This is a genomic window from Methanospirillum sp., assembly GCF_028679455.1.
In the GTDB taxonomy this organism is placed as follows: domain Archaea; phylum Halobacteriota; class Methanomicrobia; order Methanomicrobiales; family Methanospirillaceae; genus Methanospirillum.
The window spans coordinates 1-26319 of the sequence record NZ_JAJRBM010000228.1; the positions used below are offsets into that span (position 1 = coordinate 1).

General features: G+C 50.2%; 30 protein-coding genes and 1 pseudogene. 21 read left to right on the plus strand and 10 right to left on the minus strand.

Going from position 1 to position 26319, the window contains the following annotated elements:
• A pseudogene (locus tag LUQ50_RS07385) lies at positions 1-221 on the plus strand (hypothetical protein); the annotation flags it as partial.
• Between the two features lie 111 nt (positions 222-332).
• Complete coding sequence (locus LUQ50_RS07390) at positions 333-1619, plus strand: tetratricopeptide repeat protein (protein ID WP_300038443.1); 1287 nt, start codon at positions 333-335, stop codon at positions 1617-1619.
• 13 nt (positions 1620-1632) lie between these two features.
• Here LUQ50_RS07390 and LUQ50_RS07395 read toward each other — a convergent pair whose 3' ends face one another.
• Positions 1633-3057, minus strand: a complete 1425-nt coding sequence (locus tag LUQ50_RS07395) for a DNA-directed DNA polymerase II small subunit (RefSeq protein ID WP_300038573.1) — start codon at positions 3055-3057, stop codon at positions 1633-1635.
• Positions 3058-3277: 220 nt separating this feature from the next.
• Here LUQ50_RS07395 and LUQ50_RS07400 point away from each other — a divergent pair, with 220 nt between their 5' ends.
• Together LUQ50_RS07400 and cofH are read left to right on the plus strand one after the other, a co-directional pair.
• Positions 3278-3997 carry a S26 family signal peptidase gene (locus LUQ50_RS07400; protein WP_300038498.1) on the plus strand — a complete coding sequence of 240 codons (720 nt, stop codon included), beginning with the start codon at positions 3278-3280 and terminating at the stop codon, positions 3995-3997.
• Between the two features lie 10 nt (positions 3998-4007).
• Positions 4008-5093, plus strand: a complete 1086-nt coding sequence (cofH, locus tag LUQ50_RS07405) for a 5-amino-6-(D-ribitylamino)uracil--L-tyrosine 4-hydroxyphenyl transferase CofH (protein ID WP_367278975.1) — start codon at positions 4008-4010, stop codon at positions 5091-5093.
• 3 nt (positions 5094-5096) lie between these two features.
• Here the strand turns inward: cofH and LUQ50_RS07410 are convergent, their stop codons facing one another.
• Entirely contained in the window at positions 5097-5573 is a 477-nt protein-coding gene (locus LUQ50_RS07410; RefSeq protein ID WP_300038504.1) for a pentapeptide repeat-containing protein, read from the minus strand.
• Between the two features lie 48 nt (positions 5574-5621).
• Between LUQ50_RS07410 and LUQ50_RS07415 the strand changes: the two genes are divergently transcribed.
• Both LUQ50_RS07415 and LUQ50_RS07420 read left to right on the plus strand, forming a co-directional pair.
• Complete coding sequence (locus LUQ50_RS07415) at positions 5622-6707, plus strand: hypothetical protein (protein ID WP_300038507.1); 1086 nt, start codon at positions 5622-5624, stop codon at positions 6705-6707.
• A 107-nt stretch (positions 6708-6814) separates the two neighbouring features.
• Positions 6815-7396, plus strand: coding sequence for a DJ-1/PfpI family protein (locus tag LUQ50_RS07420; protein ID WP_300038510.1), 582 nt, complete (start codon positions 6815-6817; stop codon positions 7394-7396).
• A gap of 10 nt (positions 7397-7406) precedes the next feature.
• Here the strand turns inward: LUQ50_RS07420 and LUQ50_RS07425 are convergent, their stop codons facing one another.
• A complete protein-coding gene (locus tag LUQ50_RS07425) occupies positions 7407-8720 on the minus strand; it encodes a tetratricopeptide repeat protein (protein ID WP_300038513.1) in 1314 nt (437 codons plus the stop codon).
• Positions 8721-8804: 84 nt separating this feature from the next.
• On the minus strand, positions 8805-9299 hold the full coding sequence (locus LUQ50_RS07430; RefSeq protein WP_300038516.1) for a DUF367 family protein: 495 nt from the start codon (positions 9297-9299) through the stop codon (positions 8805-8807).
• A gap of 31 nt (positions 9300-9330) precedes the next feature.
• Between LUQ50_RS07430 and LUQ50_RS07435 the strand changes: the two genes are divergently transcribed.
• Positions 9331-10197 carry a nucleoside 2-deoxyribosyltransferase gene (locus LUQ50_RS07435; protein WP_300038519.1) on the plus strand — a complete coding sequence of 289 codons (867 nt, stop codon included), beginning with the start codon at positions 9331-9333 and terminating at the stop codon, positions 10195-10197.
• Here the strand turns inward: LUQ50_RS07435 and LUQ50_RS07440 are convergent.
• From LUQ50_RS07440 to LUQ50_RS07455, 4 genes are all read right to left on the minus strand, one after another.
• Complete coding sequence (locus LUQ50_RS07440) at positions 10165-10692, minus strand: metal-dependent hydrolase (protein WP_300038522.1); 528 nt, start codon at positions 10690-10692, stop codon at positions 10165-10167. The genes LUQ50_RS07435 and LUQ50_RS07440 overlap by 33 nt on opposite strands.
• Positions 10686-11120, minus strand: coding sequence for an adenylyltransferase/cytidyltransferase family protein (locus LUQ50_RS07445; RefSeq protein ID WP_300038577.1), 435 nt, complete (start codon positions 11118-11120; stop codon positions 10686-10688). The genes LUQ50_RS07440 and LUQ50_RS07445 overlap by 7 nt, the downstream gene beginning before the upstream one ends.
• A 10-nt stretch (positions 11121-11130) precedes the next feature.
• Positions 11131-11508: a Mov34/MPN/PAD-1 family protein gene (locus tag LUQ50_RS07450; protein WP_300038526.1), complete on the minus strand. Its 378-nt coding sequence runs from the start codon at positions 11506-11508 to the stop codon at positions 11131-11133.
• Between the two features lie 69 nt (positions 11509-11577).
• Complete coding sequence (locus tag LUQ50_RS07455) at positions 11578-12990, minus strand: dihydropteroate synthase-like protein (protein WP_300038580.1); 1413 nt, start codon at positions 12988-12990, stop codon at positions 11578-11580.
• Positions 12991-13034: 44 nt separating this feature from the next.
• Between LUQ50_RS07455 and LUQ50_RS07460 the strand changes: the two genes are divergently transcribed.
• A complete protein-coding gene (locus LUQ50_RS07460) occupies positions 13035-13700 on the plus strand; it encodes a PHP domain-containing protein (protein WP_300038583.1) in 666 nt (221 codons plus the stop codon).
• On the plus strand, positions 13667-14506 hold the full coding sequence (truA, locus tag LUQ50_RS07465; protein WP_300038528.1) for a tRNA pseudouridine(38-40) synthase TruA: 840 nt from the start codon (positions 13667-13669) through the stop codon (positions 14504-14506). The genes LUQ50_RS07460 and truA overlap by 34 nt, the downstream gene beginning before the upstream one ends.
• 77 nt (positions 14507-14583) lie before the next feature.
• Here the strand turns inward: truA and LUQ50_RS07470 are convergent, their stop codons facing one another.
• Entirely contained in the window at positions 14584-15186 is a 603-nt protein-coding gene (locus tag LUQ50_RS07470) for a chemotaxis protein CheW (RefSeq protein ID WP_300038531.1), read from the minus strand.
• Between the two features lie 192 nt (positions 15187-15378).
• Here LUQ50_RS07470 and recQ point away from each other — a divergent pair, with 192 nt between their 5' ends.
• Together recQ and LUQ50_RS07480 are read left to right on the plus strand one after the other, a co-directional pair.
• A complete protein-coding gene (gene recQ / locus LUQ50_RS07475) occupies positions 15379-17217 on the plus strand; it encodes a DNA helicase RecQ (protein WP_300038534.1) in 1839 nt (612 codons plus the stop codon).
• Positions 17214-17522 (plus strand): YkgJ family cysteine cluster protein, encoded by a 309-nt coding sequence (locus LUQ50_RS07480; RefSeq protein ID WP_300038537.1) that lies wholly within the window; start codon positions 17214-17216, stop codon positions 17520-17522. Before recQ ends, LUQ50_RS07480 begins: the two co-directional genes overlap by 4 nt.
• A gap of 58 nt (positions 17523-17580) precedes the next feature.
• On the opposite strand, the gene LUQ50_RS07485 is transcribed toward LUQ50_RS07480, so the two are convergent.
• On the minus strand, positions 17581-18126 hold the full coding sequence (locus LUQ50_RS07485; protein WP_300038540.1) for a hypothetical protein: 546 nt from the start codon (positions 18124-18126) through the stop codon (positions 17581-17583).
• Between the two features lie 77 nt (positions 18127-18203).
• Between LUQ50_RS07485 and LUQ50_RS07490 the strand changes: the two genes are divergently transcribed.
• The 10 genes from LUQ50_RS07490 (at position 18204) to LUQ50_RS07535 (ending at position 26173) form a co-directional block, all read left to right on the plus strand.
• Positions 18204-19112: a thiamine pyrophosphate-dependent enzyme gene (locus LUQ50_RS07490; RefSeq protein WP_300038543.1), complete on the plus strand. Its 909-nt coding sequence runs from the start codon at positions 18204-18206 to the stop codon at positions 19110-19112.
• Complete coding sequence (gene porA, locus LUQ50_RS07495; RefSeq protein ID WP_300038546.1) at positions 19106-20212, plus strand: pyruvate ferredoxin oxidoreductase; 1107 nt, start codon at positions 19106-19108, stop codon at positions 20210-20212. Before LUQ50_RS07490 ends, porA begins: the two co-directional genes overlap by 7 nt.
• Entirely contained in the window at positions 20212-20742 is a 531-nt protein-coding gene (locus LUQ50_RS07500) for a 2-oxoacid:acceptor oxidoreductase family protein (RefSeq protein WP_300038549.1), read from the plus strand. Before porA ends, LUQ50_RS07500 begins: the two co-directional genes overlap by 1 nt.
• Positions 20739-20990, plus strand: a complete 252-nt coding sequence (locus LUQ50_RS07505; protein ID WP_300038552.1) for a 4Fe-4S binding protein — start codon at positions 20739-20741, stop codon at positions 20988-20990. The genes LUQ50_RS07500 and LUQ50_RS07505 overlap by 4 nt, the downstream gene beginning before the upstream one ends.
• 149 nt (positions 20991-21139) lie before the next feature.
• Positions 21140-23002: an AMP-binding protein gene (locus LUQ50_RS07510; RefSeq protein WP_300038555.1), complete on the plus strand. Its 1863-nt coding sequence runs from the start codon at positions 21140-21142 to the stop codon at positions 23000-23002.
• Positions 23003-23133: 131 nt separating this feature from the next.
• A complete protein-coding gene (locus LUQ50_RS07515; RefSeq protein WP_300038558.1) occupies positions 23134-23838 on the plus strand; it encodes a tetratricopeptide repeat protein in 705 nt (234 codons plus the stop codon).
• A 63-nt stretch (positions 23839-23901) separates the two neighbouring features.
• Entirely contained in the window at positions 23902-24399 is a 498-nt protein-coding gene (locus tag LUQ50_RS07520) for a DUF6438 domain-containing protein (protein ID WP_300038561.1), read from the plus strand.
• Positions 24400-24480: 81 nt separating this feature from the next.
• Entirely contained in the window at positions 24481-25392 is a 912-nt protein-coding gene (locus tag LUQ50_RS07525; protein WP_300038564.1) for an ion transporter, read from the plus strand.
• Between the two features lie 57 nt (positions 25393-25449).
• On the plus strand, positions 25450-25989 hold the full coding sequence (locus LUQ50_RS07530; RefSeq protein ID WP_300038568.1) for an HdeD family acid-resistance protein: 540 nt from the start codon (positions 25450-25452) through the stop codon (positions 25987-25989).
• Between the two features lie 7 nt (positions 25990-25996).
• The gene (locus LUQ50_RS07535) at positions 25997-26173 is read left to right on the plus strand and encodes a hypothetical protein (protein ID WP_300038571.1); all 177 of its coding nucleotides are present in this window, start codon (positions 25997-25999) and stop codon (positions 26171-26173) included.
• Positions 26174-26319 lie beyond the last annotated feature (146 nt).

Consider the following 26319-nt stretch of genomic DNA (forward strand, 5'->3'; position numbering starts at 1 on the left):
CTGAACTGGATAAATTCAATCAGGAGACGACCGAGACGCTTTGGAAGCGGTATCTTGCGATAAGGACCGAATTGATACCGGTAGTTGGAGAAGAACTCTTTGATGCCCAGGCGATCATTACCCCGAGCTGCGGACTCCGTCTTGCTGACGTTTCTGGTGCGATCCGAATTATGGAGACTGTGGCTGAACTATCAGGTCGTGCCAGGAGTCTTTCATCCTGATATTTTTTCAGGCCTGTTTTCGTAGGGTGATAGATATAATCCGATAGATATCGCTCTATGGTATCGGGCCGGAAATCCTTTCTGATTCAGACCCTGATATATCTTTACGTTATGAATAAGCGTCTCCTCCTCTCTTTGGTTCTTCTGTTTCTCCTCGTAATCATCCCTGCCATGAGTCTGGCGGCTATGGATCCACTCCTGTTGGGAGAAGATGAGTACAGTCATGGCGAATATCAGCGTGCAATCAGATGGTATGATGAGGTCCTTTCTGCCTATCCTGATAATGAGACTGCGATGATCGGAAGACTCAGATCACTTGCTGCTCTTTCCCGCTGGGATGAGGTACAGAATGGGATAAGCAGGTATGGTATCAGTCCTGCTGAAAATAATGAAATAGCAACCCTGCAGGCTGAAGCTGCAGTAAAGGCCGGAAACCCAGAAAAGGCCCTGGAAATACTGGATAACTCTTCTGACCTGAACCGTACCGATGAGATTCGTATCCGCTCGTCTGCCCTGATCGCCCTGGACCGGAGTTCTGAAGCTGCCACGCTCATCAGGGATGCAGAAGAGGGGGGGCCGCTTGATCCTGGATTATCATTGCTTATGGGAACGATCCTGATTGGTGAAGGAAATATCACTGCATCGCTTCCGTATCTGGAGGAGGCATATCTTGGCCTGCCTCAAGATTCTGAAGCTTCTGTGTATCTTGGTGAGGCAGCAGCCTCGCTGGGTAAGTACGAAGAAGCACTTGATTTTATCAGTTCTGCAACTTCTCTGAACCAGAGTGATCCAGGTATCTGGGTTACCCGGGCATACCTGGAGAGCAGGCTCGGCCGGTATGATGAAGCAATCAGGGCACTTGACCACCCGCTCTCGATAACGCCCGATGACCCGCAGTTACTCAACGCGAAAGCGTATGCTCTGTATCTGAGTGGCCGCGGGAATGAGGGACTCAGTCTTGCAGAAGAAGTGTTAAGACAATATCCGGGAAATGCCGGTGCGCTTGATACTCTGGGGTGTATCCTGCTCTCGGAAGGAAAAATCGAAGAAGCCACCGGTTATCTTGAGCAGGCATCAGAGTATTTCCCCCGTGATTCTGAAGTGCTCTCCCATCTTGCCGAAGCGTATCATGCACAGGGACGTGACAATGAGGCTGATGATCTTTATCAGCGTTCCCTCATGATTGATGGTTCATCAGGACGGGCATGGCGGGGGTTCAGCGATGTACTGCTGACGCTCAAAAGATATCCTGAAGCGGCTTCTGCGATTGCTGAGGCCTTCAAATATTATCCTGGGGATTCCGAACTCATTGCCTGGGAACGGCAGGCAGATCAGGTGCTGGTAGACTGGTATCTCAAAGAAGAAGCAGCAAAGAACAGCACCGCAGGTCACGAGTAATACATGAACTGATTCAACTGGCGATCTTCGGGTCAGGCATCCCTTCCCTGAAGTCATAGATCTCCGGGATGAGTGTCTGCAGATTGAGGATGATGGCCTGAGCCGGTGTCGGCTGGATGTTCATCTGCTTCTGGAATGCAGTCTGACTCTGCCAGGTTCCGGCATTGACCGCGAGCACTCCGCGATACCGGGTGATTCCGGTGATGTGAACATGCCCGCAGTGAATGACCTCGGGAATCGGATCGATGATCAGGCGATCCACGGTGTCAGCAGCGATCGGGGTTCTCTTCCCATAACAGGGAGCCAGGTGGCGGCGTTTGAGCATCTCAGGGATCACCTCATGCGCCTTCTCATAACTTGCACCAGGGATCACCCCTATGAGATCGTCAAATGATCTCCCATGGTACATCAGCACCCTGACCCCCTGTAGGTTGACGAGTGCAGGGTTCTCAACCCAGACACAGTTTGAAGGAAAGGATCCGATAAATTTCTCCGGAATCACGGGCTGTGGCTCAGCTCCCCGGACCACGTCGTGGTTTCCGGGTGCAAGCACGATCTGCAGATGGGAGGGGAGTTCGGAGAGCATCTTTCCGAGTGCGTCGTACTGGCCATAGATATTTGGTATGGTCAGCTCCTTATCCTGGCCCGGGTAGATACCGATCCCATCCACGAGGTCACCGGCTACCAGCAGGTATGAGATGTCACTCTCATTGAGCCAGTCAGCAAACCGACCCCAGGCGTCCTCAAGAAAGGTATCTGATCCAACATGAATGTCTGATATAAGGGCTGCAAAGCCCGGTTTTTCACTCATGTACGGGGAGTAACTGAATGGAATATCGGGCCTGAAGATCTGATCTGCAAACATGAGTGTCCCTTCAGGGGAGAGGGTGCCTCTGACTCCTATCACCTCATCAGGAACGAGCTTTTCAGCCTCCTCAAAATCATCACGGTCTTTATTGAAGAGGATACTGATGAACCCTGTTGTATCCTCAATCTCAACCAGGCGGTGGCCTTTACCGGTGCTTCTGGCTTCAACCACCATCCCGGTGATCGCAAACTCTTCTGTTTTGTATCGTGGATTCTTCTTCACTGCTTCAATGGGAATGGCACTGCATCGCCCCCTGACCATCCCGGAGAGCCTGGTGTACCGGTCATGGAAGTACGTGACATAATCTTCTACCTTTCCTGCCGGCCTGCAGGTACCTTTCCTTCCGATGATAACTTCCAGGGAGGGGTCTCCCAAAAAACGGATCCCGTCTCTGACCGGTGTTGTGCCTGGCAGGTGGCGGCCTGATACCACGAGGCAGTCACGGGGAAGTGAAGCGATGATCCGTTCGATAAGACTGTCATCATTCTGCTCCCTGATGTACCTGACTACATCAGGATGTACCTGAAGCCGGTTATCCAGAAACCGCTCAACAATTGCAGATGCGTTAATATGCCTCTCCCCCGGGGGATAAGAGGGATCTGATTTTCATGAAGCTGCAGGGACGAACAGGCATACTCACGTAACTCAGATATGGGATGTGAGAAGAGTCAAGATTTTCGACCGGTACCCTGTAGATGAGTATGAGTACATCAGGCAGTACTGATCTCTCAGGGAGTGGCAGGGTAGTTCAGTATTAATATTTCTCAGAGGGAACCTAGATACTTACACCATGGCAGCCAAGTCTGAAAAAAAGCCAATAAAAACTAAAATATCAGAGTTCTGGAAGAGTGAAGAGCAGATTCCCTCTGCAGTTCGTGAAATCGCTTCAGTTCTGGTAACGGTAGGAATCATTGTTGCCATCCTGTTCCTTGTCTGTGGCACCTGGCCCGCGATTGTCACCATCGAGTCTGAGAGTATGGTTCCTCATATGAATGTCGGCGATCTGGTTCTGGTCGTTGCCGGTGACCGACTCGGTCCTCTTCAGAGCATGGTGGAAGGGGAGGCTTCTGGATATCAGAAGTTCAGCATGCCTGGTGATGTGATCATCTATCATCCGAACGGAGATACGGTGCTTCATCCGATCATCCATCGCGCTCTCTATTGGGTTGAAGCAGGCCCCACGAATATTACATACCGGGAGATGAACAAAGAGACCCACCAGATAGAGACAAAACAGTATATCGCTCCTCATGCCGGATACATCACCAAAGGTGACAACAACCCGGTCATCGATCAGACCGGATTCGGCGATAATTACCGGGGAACCGGTTCACCGATTCAACCCGTTAAGAAGGAGTGGATTGTTGGAAAATCAGTGTATGCAGTTCCACTGGTAGGATATCTGCCCCTGAATATCGGACCGGTCATTGTTATTGTTATCATTCTGATGATCATTCAGGAACTGTATACAAGACGAAAATCAAAATCTGAACCTGTAAAAAAGAAGTAACCGGATGAAAATGAACCTTCAGACACTCCTTTCAGACACGCTTGCGGGTCATCGGCTCACTCCAGAAGAAGGAGCGTTCCTTCTTGGAGTTACCGGACGGGATCTCTACCACCTCTTTGCTGCCGCAGATGAGATGCGGGAGACGAAAGTAGGCAATGCGGTAACCTTTGTGCGGAACCAGAATGTGCATATCACCAATATCTGTAAGAACCTCTGTGGGTTCTGCGGGTTTGGGAGAAGCAAACACGATCCTGATGCATATCTCTTCGGTAAAGACGAGGTGCAGGCACAGGTCAGGGAGGCAAAGGCACGGGGAGTAACCGAGATCTGTTTCCTCTCAGGTGTTCATCCCGATTTTCGGCTGAATAATTATCTTTCATTTCTTGAATGGGCACACGAGATCTTCCCCCAGGTCCATATTCATGCGTACTCGCCTGATGAGGTGGACTGGATTGCCAGAAAAGATGGCATGAAACCGGCAGAGGTCATTCAGGCACTGATGAGTGGGGGCCTTGGAAGTATGCAGGGAACTGCTGCCGAAGTACTGGTGGATGAAGTCAGGGATGTGATATGCCCGTCGAAAGTCAGGACCGGCAGGTGGGAGGAGATCATCAGGGAGGCACACCGGCTTGGGCTCACCAGTTCTGCAACCATCATGTATGGATCAACCGAGACTCCACAACAGCGGGCTGCTCACCTTGATCTGATCCGTCGAATCCAGGATGATACCAGAGGGTTCTCGGAGATGGTTCTGCTCTCTTATATCCATAGCAAAACACCGCTTCATCAGAAGGGAACGATCAGGTTTGGTCCCACCGGCAGGGATGATCTGGTGACAACTGCCGTCTGTAGATTGTATCTGGATAATATCGACCATATCCAGGTATCATGGCCGAAGATCGGAGTAAAGATGAGTCAGATGGGACTCCTTGCAGGAGCAGATGACCTGTCAGGAACGATGTATATCGATGATGTTACAAATGATGCAGGAGCAGAGGTCTCTGATATTTTCTCTCCTGAAGAGATGGAGTATATCTGTACAGATATCGGGCGTGAATTAAAAGAGCGATCCACGCTCTATAAGATTCTCAAATAACAGTTATCCTCTTTTTACCTGCCTGACATCGGCACCGGTCAGGTTAGCGCCACGAAAATCTGCCCGGGTGGTTTTGATATTGGTTAGTCGTGCACCGGTCAGGTTTGCATTGAGAAGGATGGCTTCACTCAGATCAGTGTTACTCAGATTTGCCTTTACCAGGCTTGCACCGGCAAGATTCGCTTTGCGCAAAATCGAGAACTCAAAATCAGCCTCGTCGAGTCGTGCTCCGTTCAGGTTGATCCCTTCAAGGTTGAGGCCGTTCAGATTGGCACCCCTGAGGTCAGGTCTTTTTCGGGGGTTCAGTTCCTTCCACTTGTTCCACTGTTCAACCCCTTCCTTGATACATTTCACCTGTTCTTCGTCTGCCATCTGTACCTTCTTGTAGGTATAATTCGGGCTGGTTGGGTAAAGCAGTTTTGTCAGGAATCTGATTGTTACTAATTTTAACCTCATTGAATTGATTTTGTACTGCTGCATGAGATGAACCATAAAGTATATCCATCGCGTATCCTGATCCTCTGAGACATGTCACGGTTTTTCATAACATTCGCGCTGGTGACCGCTATGCTACTGGCTGGTCTCCCGGCACTGGTATCTGCCGCTGATATCTTTCTTGAACCTATGCCTGATACCCTGAAAGTAGCAACTCAGGGAGCTTCACAGGATGACAAATTCTTCTCGACCGTAGCACCAATCATGAAGTCTTTTTCAAATGGGACTGTTCCGATCGGGAGTCAGCGGATGAAGGTGTATAGTGCCTATATGTCGATACGGGACCTGCCTGTTAGCGCAGACCGGTATGATGAAGCAAAGGCAAATCTTGCGGTCCTCTATTATTCAGTAAAGGCAGGAGAGGCCTATGAAGCGTTCCAAGATGAGAAGCGGTCTGTTGCAGCAATGACTGATGGCAGTGAGTATTATGAGCTTGCCCAGATCTATTACACCACCGTCTCGAACTGGTGGGCCCTTATTGCAGATCAATATCCAAAAGTTACCCTGTATAAAATCCCTTATCAGTCTGATCCATTTCCTGACGAGGATGTAGGTATCGGAACTGTCCTTGAAGGATTAAAGTACCCGGTGCTCATGACCCAGCGGGAGCCAGACTCTTTAAAGCCTTATCAGGATGAAGAGGTCCAGACTACTATCTCCCGGTGGATTGAGGATAATATTGATGCCATTCCGGTGAATGAGAGTGAGCGTAACGGGAGATCTAAAGGGTATTATTTCCTCATGGGTGATGAGGTATTACATGCAAAATCCACGTATATTGCGTTGTCAGCCAAGAATGTCAAGCCAGAATTTTATGACACCGCCAGTTATATCGGTGCATTCCTGTACTTCATCTCACAGTCCAGGGAGTATTATAATGATTATCTGACAGACCGTACCAATATTATATCAGTATCTGATGGGGGACCGGCTCATGATAAATCCAAAAGATATTATGATGAGGCCCAGGTAGCCCTGAATTTATTCAGAGATAACGTACCTGGTGTAAACAATACTACCGTACTTCCAAAATTCCCTGAACTGGATGAGTTACCGTTAGGCCCGCAGCTCGACTCTGAAGGAACACTTCATGATTACTGGGGCGGAACGTACTGGTAATAACAGGTTTTGGAGCTCCATTTTCTTTTTTTATTGGCATCTCCCTGTATCGAATCACGATACCAGTATGCCTATACCATTCGCGATCTAACTCTTTCTACTCTATAATGAAGATCCTGATCGCTGTTCCCCCTACCGGGTACCATGACAAAGAATTATCCTTGGTGATCTCGGTATTTGACCATAACAAGGCTGAATATGAGTTTGCGTCAACGCAGGCAGGTTATGCCAAAGGAACGCTGGGGGGAAGGGTCTATGCTCCGCTGAGTTTTGAGGATGTGATTCTGCACAAGGAGTCAGAATTTGATGCCATGGCAATCCTTGGTGGTCATGGAGGTCAGTCACATTTCTGGAACAGTAAAGACCTTCTTGAACTGGTTAAGATCTTCAGGATCCATCGCAAGGTGCTTGGTGCAATCAGTACTTCTCCTGTTGTACTTGCCAGGGCAGGTATTCTGAAAAAACGACCTGCAACTGTTATCAACGGTCCGCCAATCAGGGAAATGATGAAGGCAGATGTGAAGTTCGAAGACAAACCGGTGGTTTTTCTGGATCGGATTGTCACAGCCAGAAACCCCGATGATGGGAAGCGATTTGCAGAACTGATCATCGAGTATATTCTGGGAAATCCTGAGTTTAACGGGCCGCAGGTAGTACCGGCTCCGAACAAACTCGGGTTTGATATCTGATACCTGAATATCAGGTTGATGCTGCCAGTTTTCCTGCCCGTTCAAAACAACGCTCTGCATCCCGGTCCTGCCCGTTCTTCTGGAGCGCCTTTCCTTTGGCATACCAGGCAACCGATGAATCAGGTTTCTTCTCGATGATCTGATCAAAGTACTGGATTGCACTTTTATATTCGCCGACTTCAATGAGCAGATTTCCAAGTTTATACATGGCATCGGTGTGGGATGGATCGCTCCTGATCGCTTCCAGATAACATCTGACTGCTTCTTCGAGGTTCTCACCACGCTCAAGCAGCATACCCATCTCATAATAGGCATGGGCATTCTGGGGATCGATCTCTACAACTCTTAAAAAACACGCCGTTGCATTCCGGTATGCACCCATCTTCCGGTACGCAACCCCTTTTGAGAACCAGGCATTGATATGATTTGGTATGATCTTGAGTGTCTGATCCAGATGCTGAATTGCTTCCTGATATCTTCCCTCTTTGAATAATGCCTGGTTTCCCATTACAAAATAGACATCGGCAATATTCTTGCGGTATTTGGCTCTTCCCGGATCCCGCTCCATCGCGGTCTCATATGCTTCGATTGCCTTTTCGTACTGATGCAGGATCTTATATGAATTTCCTGTCAGCAGCCATGCAGGAGCAAAATCGGGCCTTTCTTTTAAGCATCGCTGAAAATAAGAGATTGCATGCTGGTATGCCCCGACCTTCATCAGTGAACGGCCCATCCCGTACAGGATATCAGGGTCGCGGGGTCTAACCCGTATCGCCAGTTCATAACTCTCAATAGATTCATGGTATTTTCTGAGATCAAAGAGGTACCGGCCCTTCAAATCCCAAGGGTATGCATATTCAGGGTCAAGTTTTTTGGTCTTCTCGAAGAATTCGATTGCTTCATCACGCTTGCCAAGGGTCCAAAGTGCCATCCCTTTTTCGTGGTATGCCTGACTATAATCCGGCTGGAGCGTCAGGACCCGGTTGCAGATTTCAATGGCTTCAAGGCATTTCAACGCATCCTGGTTTTTCCTGGCCAGACCACGGAGTGCTGCTGCTTTGTTGATGAATGTCTCAAGGGACTCAGGTTCTATCTCGAGTGCACGGGTGAAGCATTCTTCTGCCCGATCGTACCGTTCGAGTGCAGAAAACGCCTTACCCATACCGTTCCAGCACCTGATGTTTCCCCGGTTGAGTTCAAGGCCACGGTTAAAGGTTTGAATTGCAGCCTCGTACTTCTCTTTTGCAAGCTGATTCTCACCTTTCTGACAGTAACTATCTGCCGTGGTGGCATCCGATCCTCCCAGCCAGCCTATGATTCCCATGATGAGTTGTATCGATCCCGATCCTGCACTGTTAAATTATTCTACTGGTAGAAAAAGCTATATCCGGGTGGTCTAAGGGATGAATCAGAAAAATTCTCCCTGAATCCGGATTACATCAGTGCTATCTGTTGCCTGAGCATAAGCATCAAGTGGCTCCTGATTCAGCTCGATAAACCTGATCCCCCACGATACTTTTCCGAGGATCTCGCGTGCCTGCTCTTCCTCACCCAGGATACAGAGACCTGCTGCCATCGCTTCAAGTGAGGTTAGTTTGAATGGTTTGCCAAAGTTCACCGGGTTTGCGGCGAGGAGGAAGGGCAGGGCACGTCTGAACCTCCAGTTCCGCACGATACTGGTATCCAGGACTGCCCAGGAGCAGTCAAGAGCGGTGATACTCCTGGTCCGCTCCCGGTCAGCTGGAGATAATGCCTGTTCTGCTGTTGGGTCCAGTATGAGACTGTTGCGGGGGACATACGACAGGCGTGAAAAAATCTTAACCTTTTTTGCCCGCTCCAGCTTTTTCATCGTGCATTTCTTCGGATCACAGGTGTTATCACGGTATGCAAGGAGCGGAATCATCTATCATGACTGCACGTGAAATGAGATAATAATGTATCTCCTCTTCTGCCCCTGTATCAGTGATCCGGGTCTTCGTGCATCTGGAATAACCCATGATCGCGATATCCGGGCATTTGATCGTGCTCTTTCCCGGTGCAGATCTTTTGGTATCGGGGTCAGGTATCTTCCCTGCCCTGAGTCCCTGTATCTTGGGAAGAACCGGGAACCGGCAACGTTTTCTGAGCGGCTTGACACTCCTGATTTCAGGCTTCTGTTAGAACACGGTGAGGATGATATCAGAGCCATGATAGCAACCCAAGGCCCTCCGCTGGCGATTGTGGGTGTCGACTCATCACCGACCTGTGGGGTTAACCGGAACTGGAGATCACCTGCCGGCCGGGAACCCGGGAGGGGTGCATTTCTGAGCAGGTTTGCTGATATCCCAGCCTTTGATGTCTATACGGTAGCGGCATACCGGGTGTATCTTGCAGGGCCGCTCTTCTCAGATGCAGAGCGGATCTGGAATATCAGGATCGCTGAATTTCTTCGCTCATATGCCTATGAGGTCTATCTGCCACAGGAGGTCGGGGACTCCACGGCGATGCGGGGATTGGATGCTCATCTGGAAATTTTTTCACAGAATCATACCGCTCTTGATTCATCTGATCTGGTAGTGGCAGTGCTCGATGGCGCTGATGCAGACTCGGGTACTGCCTGGGAGATGGGGTATGCGTACGCGAGGGGTATTCCGGTGTATGCGATCAGGACAGACTTCAGGATGGCAGGTGCTACTGAACTGGTAAATCTTATGCTTGAGCAGTCTGCGGTGATTACCCGGAGCCTTCAGGAGCTGCATGATGCACTCCCCTGTCCGGTTCCGGTGCCGTTACCTGCCGATGAGAAGCAGCAGCAGCGCTGAGGTCCCTGACATAAGTCCTACCCGGGTCCGGGATATCTGACCCCCGTGCTTGTTGATGAGCAGGAACAAGGTGCCTAAGGCGAACAGGTACTCTGATGGTGTGGTCAGTTCCCGCATTAATCCCCATCCAAAGTAGTTCTCCTGTTGGTAAACCGGGAATTGACCGAGGAACGGGTAAAGCCAGTTTACCGGCATATTCCACATCTCATCAAGTAGTTGATGGATTAGTACTCCGACGCAGAGGACGGCCGGGAGTAGCATGCTCCGAATCAGAGCGGCTGCAATGAGCATGATGACGATGAGGCCGATCAGAGAGTGGGCAACGAGCCTGCCATCTCCAATCGAAGGAAAGATGAGGAACCCAAGTGGTTTATCAATCAGATCCGGCAGGATGGATCCCAGCATGCACACTGGGAGGATATATTGTGATTGAAACCGCTCCTGCAGAATCAGTCCTGCTCCCGTGCCAAAGAAGAGGTGACAGGCGATCAGCATGATCTGGTATCAGAACTCCGACGCCTGATCTCTTCTCCAATACTGCGGGAACTGGTGAAAGGTGTTCCTGTATACTCACTGATCCTGACTATATCTGTCTTCAGCCCACGTTCGGTTAGTGCTTCACGGATCCGGTTCTCCTGAAAGTGCTGATTGAAACCAAGGGTGATAACGTCAGGTCTGATCTCTTCTATCGGCCTGAACATATCATGCTGATCACCGAGGACTGCTTTGAAGACCCCCTTTAACGCACCAACCATGATCACCCGCTGCTCCTCAGGGATGACCGGCCGGGGTTTGTGTTTTACGTTCTCATCCCTGGCAACAATGACCCAGAGTTCACTGCCGAGTCGTGCAGATTCGTTCAGGTACCAGAGGTGACCGGGGTGAAGGATATCAAAGGTCCCGGTTGCAACCACCCGCCTGATCAGGTTCTGATCACTCATCAGGAATCACCTCGAGGTCGATGCGGGTTCCATCGGCGCTGAAACATCGCCAGTCTTCCTGACCATAGGGAAAACCTACGATGATATGACAGGACCCAGTCCTGGAGAAAAAGGAGATATCTGCTTCTGATGGCCGGATTGCCCCGCTTGGGTGACTGTGTGCGCTACCGATGTACCCCATGTTGAGGGGGATCATCTCAAAAAGGACAGAAGCACTTGTTGATCCACCGATGGTGCCGGGAATGATATCCACATCACGGATCACCCCGTCCTCGGTAGACAGGAGTGCCGCAAACTCCCGGGGATGTGACTCCTGCCCCATCGTAAGCAGCAATGAAAGGGTATCTGATGAGATTCCTCTGATCTTCATGAATTATTCGCGTACCTGCAGGAAGGATGGTTGGTGTTCATCTGTCATTGATTGATCCCTGTCATCTGGTTAGAACGGGCCGTCCTGTTCAAAACTCCGGTCAAAGCGGATCGCAAGTTCTGCCTTGTACAGTTCCCTGCCGAGATACCCGGCATGGTCAAGCAGGGATACCATATCGTCTTTGAGCAGTGTATAAAGAACATCCTGCCATCGTCTTCCTCTGACTGCAGTCCCATTCCTGACCGCGACGATCCATCCGTCTTCGATCCCGATCCTGAAATTCCCGCGCGGGTCATACCGGATCTCGTCAGGCATCTGGTCAGCCTCGATCACCGAGGTATATTCGAGCGGTGGTTCACGTCTTCGTCGTTTTTCCTTAATAGAGAAGAGATCTATGCCAAGGTCTTTTGGATATGGCCTCTGCCCGGTGAGGAGCATCATCTCGGTTGCCCTCCTCATCTCCCTGACCGCACCCCGGGTCTTGTCACTGTGTTCGCTGCAGAAGATGATCGAGGCATGAAGTTCGTGTGCCATCGCAGCTAGCAGTGCATTGACCCCTATTGAGTCGGCATCGATCAGTTCGGTGACATTTCCCGCCCCGAAAAAGAGAGGGCATCCAAAATCTGAAAACCCGGCTAACGATCCTACAAGCCCTGACCCTGCAGGCTGCAGGAGGGGATCTGCGATCATCCGGGATACTCCTGCCTTCGTTGCTGCTGTAATCGCCTCGCCTAGCGAATTATCATGGGGAACGATAACTGCTGCGGCACCCGCCTGTGCGACATCCTTTCCTGCTTCCCTGATATTTCCGGTATGAAGCGAGAGGATCAGGTCTGCCCTGGGAAGTGATGCCCTGATGAGGTCAGGGTTCTGGGTATCAGCAGCGAGAGGGCCCGGGAGATCAGCGACTTCTGCAAAGACCCTTCTGACATCATCAGGAGTGGCATCAAATCCGAATCCGAGATCCACGATGTCAGCACCGTATGAGAAGTACCGGATAACCCGCTCTCTAATATCAGGTTCATGGTGAGCGTCCATGATCTCTGCAAGGACCTTCATCCGCGATCCGCCACCGATCTTCACTCCCCTGATGGTGAACTCGCACGCTGCCTCATCTTCGAGTCGCTTTACCTGCCCGATTGCTTCCTTCTTCCTGATGGAGGAGAGAAGATCGTCAGCAGGAATGTCCCGGGAGAGTTCGATCGTATCCAGAATGTCAAGGATCATCCTGAGATCAGCGGCATGCCTGGGGCCGCGGTATATAGGTACACCGGTCTCCTCCTCGACCTGGTGAAACGAGGCAGTACACATTCCTGAGGTGATCACAAGGTCATATGATTCTTCTGTAATCAGGCTTTTGAGCTGGTACGGCGTGAGAAATGAGGCAAGTTCCCCGGTCACCGTTACAGTGGCGTCAAATCCAGTAGCTGCTTTCCTGACAGCCTCTTCGGTGATCCTGCCGGTAGGGAGGAGTATCCGCATCATCCTTTCTTAATTACTGCAGGAGATAACCTATAGTAGTAGTGATGTTATCTGCTGATCTTCATGTCCATACCTCGTGTTCAGGGGATGGCGAGAGCAAGGTTGAGGATGTCATCGCGTCGGCACGTGCTGCAGGCCTTGATGCCATCGCACTGACTGACCATGACACAACGGAAGGTTGCAGAATAGCTGCCGGGATATCCAGTGATATTCTGATCATCTCGGGCGTGGAAGTGAGCACCAGACAGGGCCATGTGCTTGCACTCGGAGTTTGTGGGCCGGTTCCGAAAGGTCTGGATGTACTTGAGACGATCAACCTGATCCATTCCATGGGCGGAGTTGCCATCCTGCCTCATCCATTTCACCGGTACCGGCACGGTGTCGCGTTAAAGGTGAAAGAGGCCCTGGAGGCAGCAGATGCCATCGAGGTTTTTAACAGCAGGTATATTCTGGGAGGAGCCAACCGGAAGGCATACCGGTATGCACGCCGACTTGGCAAACCGATGGTTGCCGGGAGTGATGCCCATAACTGCCGGTACATCGGGTACGGCAGAACCCTTATTGATGCTGAACGAAGTGTGGCAGGGATTCTTGAAGCCATCCGTACCGGAAAAACCAGACCCAGCGGCAAGCGGACGCCGGTCAGAACCTATACCAAACAGTCACTCCGGAACTCATGGCGGAAACTGAAGGGCAGAATAACCAGGTAAGGGTTGCCTTTCGGATCGGCTATCTTGGCAGTTCCTTCTACGGCTCCCAGTTCCAGCCGCATCATCGGACGGTTGAGGGCGAGATCAGGCAGGCCTGCATCAGGGCAGGATTGTTTACCGATACCAGGGAAGGAAGGCTTGCATTCTCGGGCAGGACCGATCGTGGTGTCCATGCCCGTGATCAGATCATCGCATTCTCTACTCCGTACCCGGACCGGGCGAGACGTGCACTTCCCGGCCAACTCCCTCCTGACATCTGGGTAGAAGCCTTCTGCGAGGTTCCCGAATGTTACTCACCCCGGCGTGATGTGATTACCCGGACATACCGGTTTTATTATGCAGATAAACCCGGAGATCTGGAACTTATGCGTAGTGCTGCAGCATTGTGTCTGGGTAGGCATGATTACTCCTGCTTTGCACGAATGGAACCTGGAAAAGATCCCATGCGGAGTATTACGACGCTAAACGTACATGAGGAGTCTGACTGTTACTGGCTTGAGGTATCAGCTCAGAGTTTTCTCTGGCATATGGTACGGAGTATGGCTGCCGCACTTTCACGTGTCTCAACCGGTCAGACTTCACTCCAGGAACTTGAAGTTATGCTCACCGGCAGATGCAACAATAAAATGAGACCTGCTCCCCCTGACGGACTCATCCTCTGGGAGATCACTGATGAACTCCCCTGGCGACGGGTTCCCCCGTTGAATCGTACCTTCAGGCTCCATGCAGATGCAGCAGCAGAGCACCGGCTGATGGCCAGGGTCCATCAGTTGTTATCCCCTGGTCTGGATTTCGGGTCTGTGTAAATATTAATGCCTTTCATCACAACACGGTTGAATCAGGAAAAAAAGATTGGTGTCTAGTGCGGTGAAACACAGCGTATTTAAAGGTCCCGCTCGATCTTCTTGATCATCGTCTTGATGTCAAGCCAGATGATCAGTTCACTCTTATCCCGGTCAGCGGTTCTGGTCTTCTTTCTGATGATCCCAAGGATGTCCCGATCGTTGTTCTGGGAAGTGTTTGAGTCCTTATCGATATCATCATCCGCATACGTGGTTACTGCAAGCACATCATCCACAAGCACTCCGATCATCTTCTCAGAGACGCTCTGGTCCAGGACAATGATCCGGGATTTCTTCTTGCCTCCTGCCTCCTGGGTGATGTTCATCATCTCCTTCAGATCGATGATAGTAGTGATCACACCCCTCAGATCAATAATGCCTTTGATAAATGACGGGGTATTTGGAAGCGGAGTAATATCAGTATAGTTGATAACCTCCCGCGTGTCAAAAAGGTCGATGGCAAAGAGCTCATTACCCAGAATAAATTCAACAACCTGCAGGCTGCCTGCGGTTTTTGTTCTGGTCAGAATCCGCTTTTTCACCTGGGATTCGATGACATTCTCCTGTTGAACTTCTTCAGAATCATTATCTACCAGAAATGTACCCATATTGTTCCCTCCATCGACATACCGGGCTGGTGGCATCCGGATACCCTATCCTGCCCATCTCTGCTAATCGTATCAGGGTGTTGAATGATGAATCTTTCGTTTATATATACGATCCTGGTCTCGGTTTCGATCTGATTGCGGACACTTTTTGTCACCGTGGCAGAGATCATCAGGTAAAACAAGAGCGGGCGTGATGTTATCCGGCATGGAAACGAATATTGAGGAAAGATGACTCCCCATTCACCTGAAACTGTCCTCAAACGCTGGTTTGGATACCCGTCATTCAGACCACAGCAGGGTGAGATCATCAGGGAAGTGATCAATGGACACGATGTCCTTGCGGTCATTGCCACCGGAGGAGGAAAATCGGTATGCTACCAGATTCCTGCTCTGATACGGGAAGGGCTCTGTATTGTGGTCTCGCCACTCATTGCCCTCATGAAGGATCAGGTCGATGGTCTGCGGGAGATAGGGATTCCTGCAGCCTTCATGAACAGCACCCAGGATGGCCGTCAGAAGCGGGAAGTTGAGGATGCTATCCGGTCAGGATCCCTCCGTATTCTGTATGTCTCTCCTGAACGGCTTATTCAGCCATCATTTCTGAAATTTCTCGGAGAAGTTCACCCGAGCCTTGTGGCCGTTGACGAAGCACATTGCATCTCCCAGTGGGGTCATGAGTTCAGGCCTGAATACCGCCGTCTTGCCGTGATCAAGGAGACTTTTCCAGATGTTCCGGTCATCGCGCTCACGGCTACCGCAACACCCTCGGTCAGAACCGACATCATCAATGAGCTGAAACTCTCGGATCCTGCCATCTTTGTCGGGAGTTTTAACCGGGCAAATATCTCTTATTTCATCGAGAAGAAGGAATCACCTGATACGCAGGTGGTAGCGTTCCTTCGGAACCATCCCCGGGAATCAGGAATCATCTACTGTTTTTCCAAGCGGCAGGTGGAAGACCTTACTGCCATCCTGCGCAAGAACGGGTTCTCTGCCTCTGCTTACCATGCAGATATTCCACCAGCTGAACGGCATGCAGTTCAGGACCGGTTCCTGCGCGATGAGACCCGTATCATCGTGGCAACGATTGCGTTCGGGATGGGTATCAACAAACCTGATGTCAGGTTTGTTATCCACTATGATCTCCCCAAGAATCTTGAACATTATTATCAGGAGACCGGACGGGCAGGGAGGGACGGGGATCCTGCCGAGTGCCTTCTTCTGTACAGCAGGGCTGATTACCGGAAGATCTCGTACCTGATCGAGAAGATGGGTGACGGGGTTGAGAAGCAGGTTGCTATCAAGAAACTCAATGATATGATCGGATATTGTGAGACCCGTGCCTGCCGACGTGCGGTCATTCTCACATATTTTGGCGAGGGATACCACGAGCCGAACTGCGGAGGTTGTGACAATTGTGCCTCTGGTCGAAAGACCATGGACGGACGGGAGGTCCTGCAGAAGATCGCAACCTGTGTCGAGGAGCTTGCCGGGAACTACGGGAGTTCGTATCTTGCAGACATCATATCCGGGTCTGTGGATGAGAAGGTCAGAAGTAACGGCCATGATGGTCTTCCCTGTTTTGGTATCGGAAAGAAACACCGGAAACGTCAGTGGCTCTTCTGGATCCGTGAACTGATCTCCTGTGGATACCTCACCTCGTTCGGTACCCGGTACCCGGTTGTGAGGTCCAATGATCGGACCCTCGAAGCACTGGCAGGAACCATCCCGGTGATGATAGGTGAGCCGGACTTCCAGGCGGTGTTGACGCCGGGAGTCGTCAGTGAAGAGATCCCGGTATATAGTGCAAATCTGTTTGAGATCCTGCGTGATATCAGGAAGACCATTGCTGACGAGGAGGATGTGCCACCGTTTCAGATCTTTCCAAACAGGACTCTTAAAGAGATGGCAACCCGGCTTCCCAGGACACGGGAGGAACTGCTTACTGTATACGGGGTTGGAGAACACAAGGTCTCCCGGTATGGCAGACAGTTCCTGGAAGCGATCTGTGCATATGCAGATCATCGCCAGACTATCGTAATGAAGGCACACAAGGCCCGATTATGACCGGTTCATGCACAGCCTGCGGGAAATGCTGTCTGAACATGCGACCGTACATCGTAATCGGGAATCAGTCTGCTGACGGCCGGTTGTCATGCCGGTGTTCACTGAATGGAGAAGTGTTTCAGGTCCGGGTTCTTCCCCGTGACATGCCCCGGATCCATGATCGCAATTTTCAGTTCAGGTACCCGAAGGCCTGCCCGTTTCTCGTGAAAGGGGAAGGAGATACTTTCAACTGTTTGATCTATCAGAACCGACCAGGCCACTGTAGATCGTTCTTCTGTTCCCATGCCAGGCCTGACGAGGAATGAATAAATTGATCTGGATAATTGATCAGGATTGATGATCCCGATCATGGTATTTTCTTTTTTATGCAGGTACTGCTTCAATAGACCCTGGCAGGATTCGGTTCATCATCCATTCAGGGACCTGCCTGCTGGTACGAAGCACAATCTTGAACAGAGCACGATCTCCTTCAACTCCGGTCCAGGTGGCAGTGAGTTGGTATCCGGTCTCGTAGACCGGAACACCGAAAACTTTGATGGTAAAGGTTCGTGATCCTATCTGTCTGGTCTCACCCAGCTGCAGTTCTTCCCGATGACCGCCAATCTTAAGTGCCATCCGGTCTCCTGTCTGCATCGCGAGCATGTAAAGGCTCCCGACCTGTATGGGTTCGCTATCAGGGAGTGATGCCCGATATGTGGTGGTGTACGGGAATGTGGTATTATCTCCTGCAGGCTGATCAGGAGTAATTTGCAGAGTCACCAGTGCTGCTGCAGCAATAATTCCAATCGCAATGATAATTATCAGAATCATCATCAGGATTCTGCGGTTACTGTTTCTCATCTCCAGATCTCTCCACTTGGTTCTTCCTCCTCCGGTATTCGACCCGGCAGGGTCAGGTCCGTTTTTCATGAGATAACTCTACCCGGTACTTGGACATCACCCGGTAAGAGGGTGCCGGCTTCCTGATCAAACTATCATTATTTATCATGAAAAACATACGGGTACTGACTCTCATGCCAACGGTTCCTGACACCGAATATATCCATAAATGCACCTCGGCATGCGCCGGATGCAGTTCGGATCTGATCCTCAGGCACGTCCTGAAGGCTGCAGGTCCTGATACCGTACTGGTGGTTCCGGCCTGTTGTACCTCGGTGCTGCAGGGTGTGTACCCGAACACGTCATTTGGTATCCCGGTTTATAATGTGGCGTTTGCCTCGGCAGCAGCGGTTGCTTCCGGTATGGCTGCTGCGTTTGAAGAACTCGGGAAGAATACCAATGTTATCGCGTATGCTGGTGACGGAGGGACCGTGGATATCGGGATCCAGGCCCTTTCCGGGGCACTGGAACGGGGGACCAACTTCCTGTACATCTGCTATGATAATGAAGCGTACGGGAACACCGGGATGCAGCGGTCAGGTTCAACCCCGCTCGGAGCGCGAACCACTACAACCCCGGGGGGTAAACCCCACCAGAAGAAGGATCTTGACCGGATCATTGCCGCTCATCACCTCCCGTACATGGCAACATCCTGTAGTGCGTACCCCCAGGATATTGTAAGAAAGGTGGAGAAGGCACTCTCGATCAAAGGACCTAAATTCCTCCATATTCTTGCCCCCTGCCCGCCAGGCTGGCGGTATGATACTGCGAAGACGATAGAGGTTGGAAAGCTTGCAGTCAGATCCGGGATGTGGGCGATGTACGAACGTGAATATGATACCCTCACCCTCTCGGGCCAGACCAAAGCTGCGATGATGAAACCTGCACCACTTGAGGAATACCTGAAGATACAGGGGCGGTTCTCAGGCCTGAAACCTGATACGATCGCTGAGATCCGCCAGTCTATGGAGCGGAATCTGAGGCTGCTCAAAAAGGAGGCAGAAGGAACATGCTGACCATATCAACGGGAAACAACGCGGTCGCAGCAGCAGTCAGGGAGGCAGGAACAGGTGTGGTTGCTGCATATCCGATCACCCCCCAGACTGAGATCGTTGAGCAGATTGCAAACTTTGTCACCAAAGGGAGCATGAAAGCCAGTTACATCCCGGTAGAAAGTGAGCACTCAGCGATGGCAGCCTGTATCGGTGCAAGTATCACGGGTATCAGGACCTTCACTGCAACCAGTTCCCACGGCCTGTTGTACATGAATGAGATGGTGAACTGGGCAGCAGCTGCAAGGCTTCCGATTGTGATGGCAAATGTAAACCGTGCACTGGGTCCGGGATGGAATGTCTGGGCAGAACACACCGACTCACTCCAGGCACGGGACACCGGCTGGCTCCAAGTCTACGTGGCAACCGTGCAGGAAGCCTATGATGCAACCCTCATGGCCTTCAGGATTGCAGAGGATCGCCGGGTATACCTACCGGTCATGGTGAACCTTGACGGATTTACGCTCTCCCATATCACCCAGCAGCTCGAGGATGTGAAGATTGGTGACTTCATCCCACCGCTGGTACTGGATCATAAGATAGATCCTGCTCATCCGGGTGGGTACGGGTGCATGACCTCGTCGGTAGATTATGTCAGGATTCGTTCTGATATCGAGCGTTCCATGAGGGACTCTGTTGAGGTCATCAGGGAGACTGAAGCTGAATTTGCGAAACGGTTTGGCAGATCCTACTCATGGACTGATGATTACCGATGTGAGGATGCCGAGGTGCTTATCCTTTCGATGGGAACCCTTGGAAAAGAGGCTGAGGTTGCTATCGATATCCTTCGCAGCGAAGGAGTAAAGGCAGGTTCGATGCGTGTCAGATGGATACGGCCGTTCCCGAATCTCGATCTTGGTGACCGTGAACTTGTGGTCATCGACCGTAACTACTCATTCGGATTTGGTGGGATCCTTGCCGGCTCGATCCGGGCGAAGACCGGAAAAACGTGCTATAATGTCATAGCCGGACTTGGCGGTCAGGAGGTTACCTACCATGACATAGCCTCCTTTGTCAGGAACCGGAAGATCGGTACTGAAGAATGGTTTGGGGTGAAGATCTGATGTACGAGATTCGGCTTCACTCCCGGGGTGGCCAGGGTGGTGTCACTGCTGCCAAACTGATGGCACTTGCAGCATTCCGTGACGGCAAATATGCAACGGCAGCACCGTTTTATGGTGCAGAACGGCGAGGGGCACCCATTGTTTCGTTTATCAGGATTGATGATCAGCAGATCAAGATCTACTCACAAATACACCAGCCGGATCTGGTAGTGGTGCTTGACTCATCGATAATTAATCTGGTAAATGTATTTGACGGACTGAAACCTGACGGAAAAGTATTGATCAATGCATCCGAGATCCCGAAGGCAGCGTCAGGATACAAGTCGTATTGTGTTGATCTGACTGGAATTGCCCTGAAAACAGATCTCATTGTTGCAGGGAGCCCGATTCTGAATACGCCAGTGATAGGGGCACTGGCAAAGCTGGGTCTCTTCTCAAAGGAATCTGCCAGGGCTGCAATTGCCGAGATGTTTGCAGATGAGCGGAACCTGAAAGCTGCCATGATGGCATACGAGGAGCTGGTGGTATGAGAGAACGACTCGCAATTTCACGCCCGGTTGAAGGTGCCTGTGGTGAGACCGGAACATGGCGGGTGTTTAAGCCGGTGGTTGACCGGGAGAAATGTAACTCATGCGGGATGTGTGCAATGTACTGTCCCGATGGTGTCATCGATAGTGAATATGAGATCGATCTGATATTCTGCAAAGGGTGCGGCATTTGCGCGAATGAGTGCCCTAAGAAAGCGATTGCGATGGTCAGGGAAGGCGAAGAGTCCTGAACTATCTGTTTCTTTTTTGACGATTTTACAAATTCTTAAAATTTTGGGGCATCAATCCTTTCTTCTTTCCGGACTCTGTTATACGCTGGTGCAACAATTGATCCAAACTGCACCAAACAATTATCCCTGAACCTGTACCACATGGTAATATGGTCCGGTACTCAGTAACGATGGAGGATGATCTGACCAAACGGATCGATCAGGAGTGCAATGTCAGACAGTTATCACGGTCTGACTGGATCTCCGAAGCCTGTACCCGTCAGCTCAAGCGTCTTTCCGGATATGGTATCTACCCCTGCGGACAGTCCGGCCCGCTCATCGATGATTCGCCTGCACCAGTCAGGCACAATATGCAGAATTACGAAGAAACATACCGGAACTTCAAGATAGAATCTCCAGAGTTCTTCAACTTCGGATTCGATGTCATCGATGCCTGGGCAAAGAAAGATAGGAACAAACTTGCCATGGTCTGGACGAACCAGGAAGGAGCCGAGCACTTCTACACGTTCCGCGACATCTCACGCAGGTCGAACCAGATCGTCAACATGCTGATCAAGTACAAGATCGGCAAGGGTGATAAGGTCCTGATCATGCTTCCCCGGGTCCCGGAATGGTGGTTTATGACCATTGCCCTGATCAAGGTTGGTGCGATATACATTCCGGCTCCTACGATGCTGACTCAAAAGGACATCGAATACCGGATTAATGTAGCAGAAGTAAAGATGATCATCACCTCGGAGGAGAATGCCGATAAGGTAGAGGCAGCAGCTGCTCACTGCCCCTCACTTGAGGTGAAGATGATCAACGATGCAAAGAGGCCCGGCTGGATATCTTACCTGACTGAACTCGATTATCCTGCTCCGGTATCGTCCCGTATTGTGAACCTGAAAGGGCTTCGCAAGACGAAATCATCAGATCCGATGGTGATGTTCTTTTCATCCGGGACAACGGGTGAGCCGAAGATGGTGGTGCATACTCATGACTATCCACTCGGTCACATCGTGACAGCCCGGTTCTGGCATGATCTGAGGAGCAATGATCTGCACTTTACGGTCTCTGATACCGGATGGGCAAAATCAGCCTGGGGAAAACTCTTTGGTCAGTGGATCGAGGGTGCTGCCATTTTTGTGTATGACTATCGCAGCAGGTTCAATGCAACCGAATTACTCCCGCTTATCGAGAAGTACGGAATCACCACCTTCTGTGCACCACCCACGATCTACCGTATGCTGGTTATGGCAGATCTCCGTAAGTATGATTTCTCTGAGCTTCGTCACTGTGTCAGTGCCGGTGAGATGATCAATCCGGAAGTTATCAAGGCATGGAAGGATATGACCGGGCTTGAGATCTACGAAGGGTACGGTCAGACCGAACTGGTCTTGTGTGTGGGAACCTTCCCGTGTATGCAGCCAAAATATGGGTCTATGGGAAAACCATCCCCTGGTTGGCATATAGAGCTCCACGATGATGATGATAACCCTGTCAAAACCGGTGAAGAGGGTTCGATCGCCATCAAGGTGAATCCGAGGCCTGTTGGTATGTTCCTGAAATATAACAACAACGATGAAGCAAATACCAACGTCTTCAGGAACGGATTCTACTACTCTGGCGACCGTGCAATGAAGGATGAGGACGGATACTTCTGGTTTGTCGGCCGTGATGATGATGTCATCAAGGCATCAGGATACCGTATCGGGCCGTTTGAGGTTGAAAACGCCCTGATCGAGCACCCGGCTGTTGGAGAGACTGCAGTTGTCGGCTCTCCTGATATCATCAGAGGATTCGTGGTCAAGGCGTTCGTGGTGCTCAAAGATGGATTTATCCCATCAGAAAAACTTGCCCGCGAGATCCAGGATTATGTCAAGGGAGTCACGGCTCCCTACAAGTACCCCAGGAAGATCGAGTTTGTCACCGAACTCCCGAAGACCATTTCAGGCAAGATCAAGCGCAAGGATCTTCGAGAACTCGAGATGAAGCGATATGAGCAGGAGCAGCGGAACGAAAAGAACTAAAAATCCGTAACTCTTCTTTTTTTGCGCGTCTGAATTTTATCCTGCCTGCAGTGTCATTGGTATTCTGTTCTACCTTTCGTGCATTCATTCTTACAGGAAAGCATCTTTGTCATGAGGTTCAGGAGAGTACTATGAGATCAGTTCTCTCTGGAAAATGGCAGATAGCAGGCTGGAGTCTGCCGGCACTTGTAATAATGGGAGTATTGTTTTGTTTTTGTACTACTGCAGTCACTGCTGATGACGGATACACTGATGGTGCACCACTCGGGGCTCCTAACTGGATTCTCGAACGGATGGATACCAGCATCATGCCTGATTATTATCTTCCACCAAACACGACCAGCGACGAGGTCAGGGTCCCCACCGCAACTTCATACATCAACAGCGGAAACACACTCCTGACATCAGGCTCGTTTGCTGAAGCAAAGGGCGCATTTGAGAATGCAATCAATATGAAGTCAGATACCTATGATGCATGGGTGGGTCGGGCTCTTGCACTTGAAGGACTCAAACGGTATCAGACCTCAGAAGAATCATACCGGAAAGCGATCAGTCTGGCTGCTGCTGACGGGAGTGCCTGGGTTGCCCATGCAGGAGTAGGGCGGGTTTTGATCGAACTCAAAAAATATGAAGATGCAGCCGCTTCACTGGAAACTGCCATCGATGAGTATGCGAAATCAGGCTCAACCAATATTGATGATCTCGCCTCAATATACAACCATCTCGCTGAAGCGAAGAACAAACTCGGACTTGCTGATGAGGCTGCAGCAGCAAAAGAGAAGGCATCCTCTCTTAAATCGAAAACCGCTACGGTTTTCAAGGGTAATTCCTCCTGAACATCCCGACTGTCAGCTTCACTCTTAAAATACTTTTTTTACTCTGCAGATAGATTCTGCAGCATGCATAACAGGATGAGATCTGCAGTTCTTGTGCTGGGAATCGTTCTGGTTCTCATCGGTATGGTTGATGGATCAGATACCCTTCCGCAGTCCTCAATAACGCTTGAGCGGAGTATGTGTTTTGGCACCTGTCCGGTGTACACGGTGACCCTGTACCAGAATGGGACTGTCTGGTATCATGGTGAACAATTTGTGAAGGAGGTCGGGGACCGGAGTGAGATGCTGAATGCAACCAGCTTTGAAACACTGCTTAAAGCCTGTGAAGAGGCAGGGTTTTTCCAGATGAATGATGAGTACGTGAAGCTGGATATCACCGATATGCCGGGAGCGATCATCACTCTGCAGAATGGAACAGATGTCAAGCGGGTTGAGCATTATCACGGTGATCTCCATGCTCCGAAAAAAATCATTGAACTTGAGGATCTGATCGACCAGACCGTTCAGATTTCACGGTGGGTTGGCACCGGATCTGACCAGATTAAGGAAGAAATGATATAAATGCTGTTCCTATCTCCCGGTATGGAATTCTGAACTCCGGAACGGTATGTATATCACAGAATCAAAGAATGAGAGCAGACAATGATTCACAGACAGCGATATGATCAGGTAAAAGAGCGGGTACATGTTCTTCTTGATGGTCCGGTTCATGATGATCAGTTAGCTGGTCTGGTTCAACTCTTTCTGGCATTCATCATTGTACTCAATACTGTTGCTATTGTTCTGTTTACGATACCATCAGTGAATGAACACTATGCATCTCTGCTTAATCCTCTCATAAACATCTGTCTGCTGATCTTCACGCTTGAGTATCTGCTTCGCCTCTGGTCATGTACAAGTTCCCTGACTATCAGGGGGAAGATCTCAGACCGGGTACGATACGCCATGCATCTGTACCTCCTGATAGATCTCATCTCAATTCTTCCGGTATTCTTTCCGTTCATTATTCACCGGCACCAGACGATAATCCGGGTGTTTCGCCTGTTATCCATATTCAAACTGGGGCGTTATTCCCGATATTCCCGGTCTCTCGCCCAGATCAAACGGGTGCTCATCAGAAAGCGTGAGATCTTTGCGATCATGCTCTTTTTCCTGATATTTGTAGTTCTCTTCTCCGCGACTATTCTCTACCTGATTGAAAATCCGGTCCAGCCTGATAAGTTTTCAAGCATTCCGGCAGCGATGTGGTGGTCGGTGATGACTGTCACTACCGTTGGGTATGGGGACATCTATCCGATAACCCCGCTTGGGAAGTTAATTGCTTCGTTATTCACTGTCACGGGAGTACTTGTCCTGGCTCTTCCATCTGCAATTCTTGCGACTGGTTTCATGGAAGAGAAGAGCAGAATGTCTGAACCGGATCCTTTACAGCATACTGCCAGAACCGGTCTGATCAGTCATTTTACTGCTCTTCATGATCAGGGGAAACTCTCTGATCAGGAGTTTGAGGACTATCTGTCTATGGTTAATCGTTTAAACCCGGAACGCGAGTGAACTATCCTGCAGAATCATTTCCATCAATTCATATACTCATACATGGATCGATGATCTATGGAATTTGAAGTTCTGACCAAAGGAGGTATGCTTATCAGGGGTATTTTTGCCCTGATCATTGGTATTCTCTGTTTTTTTCTCCCTATCGGAATGGAGGCGGTCATTGCCTATATCATCGGAATCTTTCTGCTGATCATATCCCTGGTGACTGGTGGAATGAGTATCAGTGCACAGCAGCCCGGACGCATTCCTGTCCTGATACTCTCTATCGTCGGGGTTATTATTGCAGTCATGACGTTCATCTCACCCTTTATCGTAGTGACTGCGATTACGATCCTGATAGCATTCTGGGCTGTGGTAACCGGTATTGCAGAACTCACACTTGCATATGCACTCAAGGAGTTACCATTCAGAGTGCTTCTTGGTATAAACGGGTTTATTGCGGTACTCTTCGGTTTCCTGATCGGGTTTGCCCCCCTCCCAACCCAGGGTTCAATGGTTCTGATAATTCTGCTTGGTATCTACTGCCTGGTATTCGGTATTATCAGCATCATCACCGGTCTGCTCATGAAAAAAGGCGATCTCATTATTACCTGAGGGATCAATGAAGAACTGTCCAATCCATCCGGGAAAAAAGATTTCACATAAATGTAAACTCTGTCAGGTCAGTTGCTGCGAGGATTGCGGTACGATATGTAAACAATGCCTGACAAAGATCGGGGTAATCGGTCTGATTCTGATGTGTGTCATTGCAGGGATTATCTTCTTCGGGATAATGTGATCAAATCTTCTGATTACTCTGCATTTTTTCTCTCTCTGAATGGTTTCGGTTCCCTTGGTTAAGAGGAGTATAGTCGCTACCGCTTATTCTGACTCCAACTGTTTTTTTGCTTCCATGAGTTTGGCGATATCTGAATCAGGAATTAC

Bases quoted from the DNA above. Each gene is read 5' to 3' on its own strand.
- porA (WP_300038546.1), top strand. From the start codon at position 19,106: ATGCTGACCATATCAACGGGAAACAACGCGGTCGCAGCAGCAGTCAGG.
- LUQ50_RS07500 (WP_300038549.1), top strand. From the start codon at position 20,212: ATGTACGAGATTCGGCTTCACTCCCGGGGTGGCCAGGGTGGTGTCACT.
- LUQ50_RS07420 (WP_300038510.1), top strand. From the start codon at position 6,815: ATGAAGATCCTGATCGCTGTTCCCCCTACCGGGTACCATGACAAAGAA.
- LUQ50_RS07455 (WP_300038580.1), bottom strand. From the start codon at position 12,990: ATGCGGATACTCCTCCCTACCGGCAGGATCACCGAAGAGGCTGTCAGG.
- LUQ50_RS07470 (WP_300038531.1), bottom strand. From the start codon at position 15,186: ATGCCACCAGCCCGGTATGTCGATGGAGGGAACAATATGGGTACATTT.
- LUQ50_RS07535 (WP_300038571.1), top strand. From the start codon at position 25,997: ATGAAGAACTGTCCAATCCATCCGGGAAAAAAGATTTCACATAAATGT.
- LUQ50_RS07490 (WP_300038543.1), top strand. From the start codon at position 18,204: ATGAAAAACATACGGGTACTGACTCTCATGCCAACGGTTCCTGACACC.
- LUQ50_RS07390 (WP_300038443.1), top strand. From the start codon at position 333: ATGAATAAGCGTCTCCTCCTCTCTTTGGTTCTTCTGTTTCTCCTCGTA.
- LUQ50_RS07510 (WP_300038555.1), top strand. From the start codon at position 21,140: ATGGTCCGGTACTCAGTAACGATGGAGGATGATCTGACCAAACGGATC.
- LUQ50_RS07520 (WP_300038561.1), top strand. From the start codon at position 23,902: ATGCATAACAGGATGAGATCTGCAGTTCTTGTGCTGGGAATCGTTCTG.
- truA (WP_300038528.1), top strand. From the start codon at position 13,667: ATGGCGGAAACTGAAGGGCAGAATAACCAGGTAAGGGTTGCCTTTCGG.
- cofH (WP_367278975.1), top strand. From the start codon at position 4,008: ATGAACCTTCAGACACTCCTTTCAGACACGCTTGCGGGTCATCGGCTC.
- LUQ50_RS07460 (WP_300038583.1), top strand. From the start codon at position 13,035: ATGTTATCTGCTGATCTTCATGTCCATACCTCGTGTTCAGGGGATGGC.
- LUQ50_RS07415 (WP_300038507.1), top strand. From the start codon at position 5,622: ATGTCACGGTTTTTCATAACATTCGCGCTGGTGACCGCTATGCTACTG.
- LUQ50_RS07440 (WP_300038522.1), bottom strand. From the start codon at position 10,692: ATGCTGATCGCCTGTCACCTCTTCTTTGGCACGGGAGCAGGACTGATT.
- LUQ50_RS07425 (WP_300038513.1), bottom strand. From the start codon at position 8,720: ATGGGAATCATAGGCTGGCTGGGAGGATCGGATGCCACCACGGCAGAT.
- LUQ50_RS07505 (WP_300038552.1), top strand. From the start codon at position 20,739: ATGAGAGAACGACTCGCAATTTCACGCCCGGTTGAAGGTGCCTGTGGT.
- LUQ50_RS07480 (WP_300038537.1), top strand. From the start codon at position 17,214: ATGACCGGTTCATGCACAGCCTGCGGGAAATGCTGTCTGAACATGCGA.
- recQ (WP_300038534.1), top strand. From the start codon at position 15,379: ATGACTCCCCATTCACCTGAAACTGTCCTCAAACGCTGGTTTGGATAC.
- LUQ50_RS07515 (WP_300038558.1), top strand. From the start codon at position 23,134: ATGAGATCAGTTCTCTCTGGAAAATGGCAGATAGCAGGCTGGAGTCTG.
- LUQ50_RS07400 (WP_300038498.1), top strand. From the start codon at position 3,278: ATGGCAGCCAAGTCTGAAAAAAAGCCAATAAAAACTAAAATATCAGAG.
- LUQ50_RS07525 (WP_300038564.1), top strand. From the start codon at position 24,481: ATGATTCACAGACAGCGATATGATCAGGTAAAAGAGCGGGTACATGTT.
- LUQ50_RS07430 (WP_300038516.1), bottom strand. From the start codon at position 9,299: ATGATTCCGCTCCTTGCATACCGTGATAACACCTGTGATCCGAAGAAA.
- LUQ50_RS07530 (WP_300038568.1), top strand. From the start codon at position 25,450: ATGGAATTTGAAGTTCTGACCAAAGGAGGTATGCTTATCAGGGGTATT.
- LUQ50_RS07410 (WP_300038504.1), bottom strand. From the start codon at position 5,573: ATGCAGCAGTACAAAATCAATTCAATGAGGTTAAAATTAGTAACAATC.
- LUQ50_RS07435 (WP_300038519.1), top strand. From the start codon at position 9,331: ATGTATCTCCTCTTCTGCCCCTGTATCAGTGATCCGGGTCTTCGTGCA.
- LUQ50_RS07485 (WP_300038540.1), bottom strand. From the start codon at position 18,126: ATGAAAAACGGACCTGACCCTGCCGGGTCGAATACCGGAGGAGGAAGA.
- LUQ50_RS07450 (WP_300038526.1), bottom strand. From the start codon at position 11,508: ATGAAGATCAGAGGAATCTCATCAGATACCCTTTCATTGCTGCTTACG.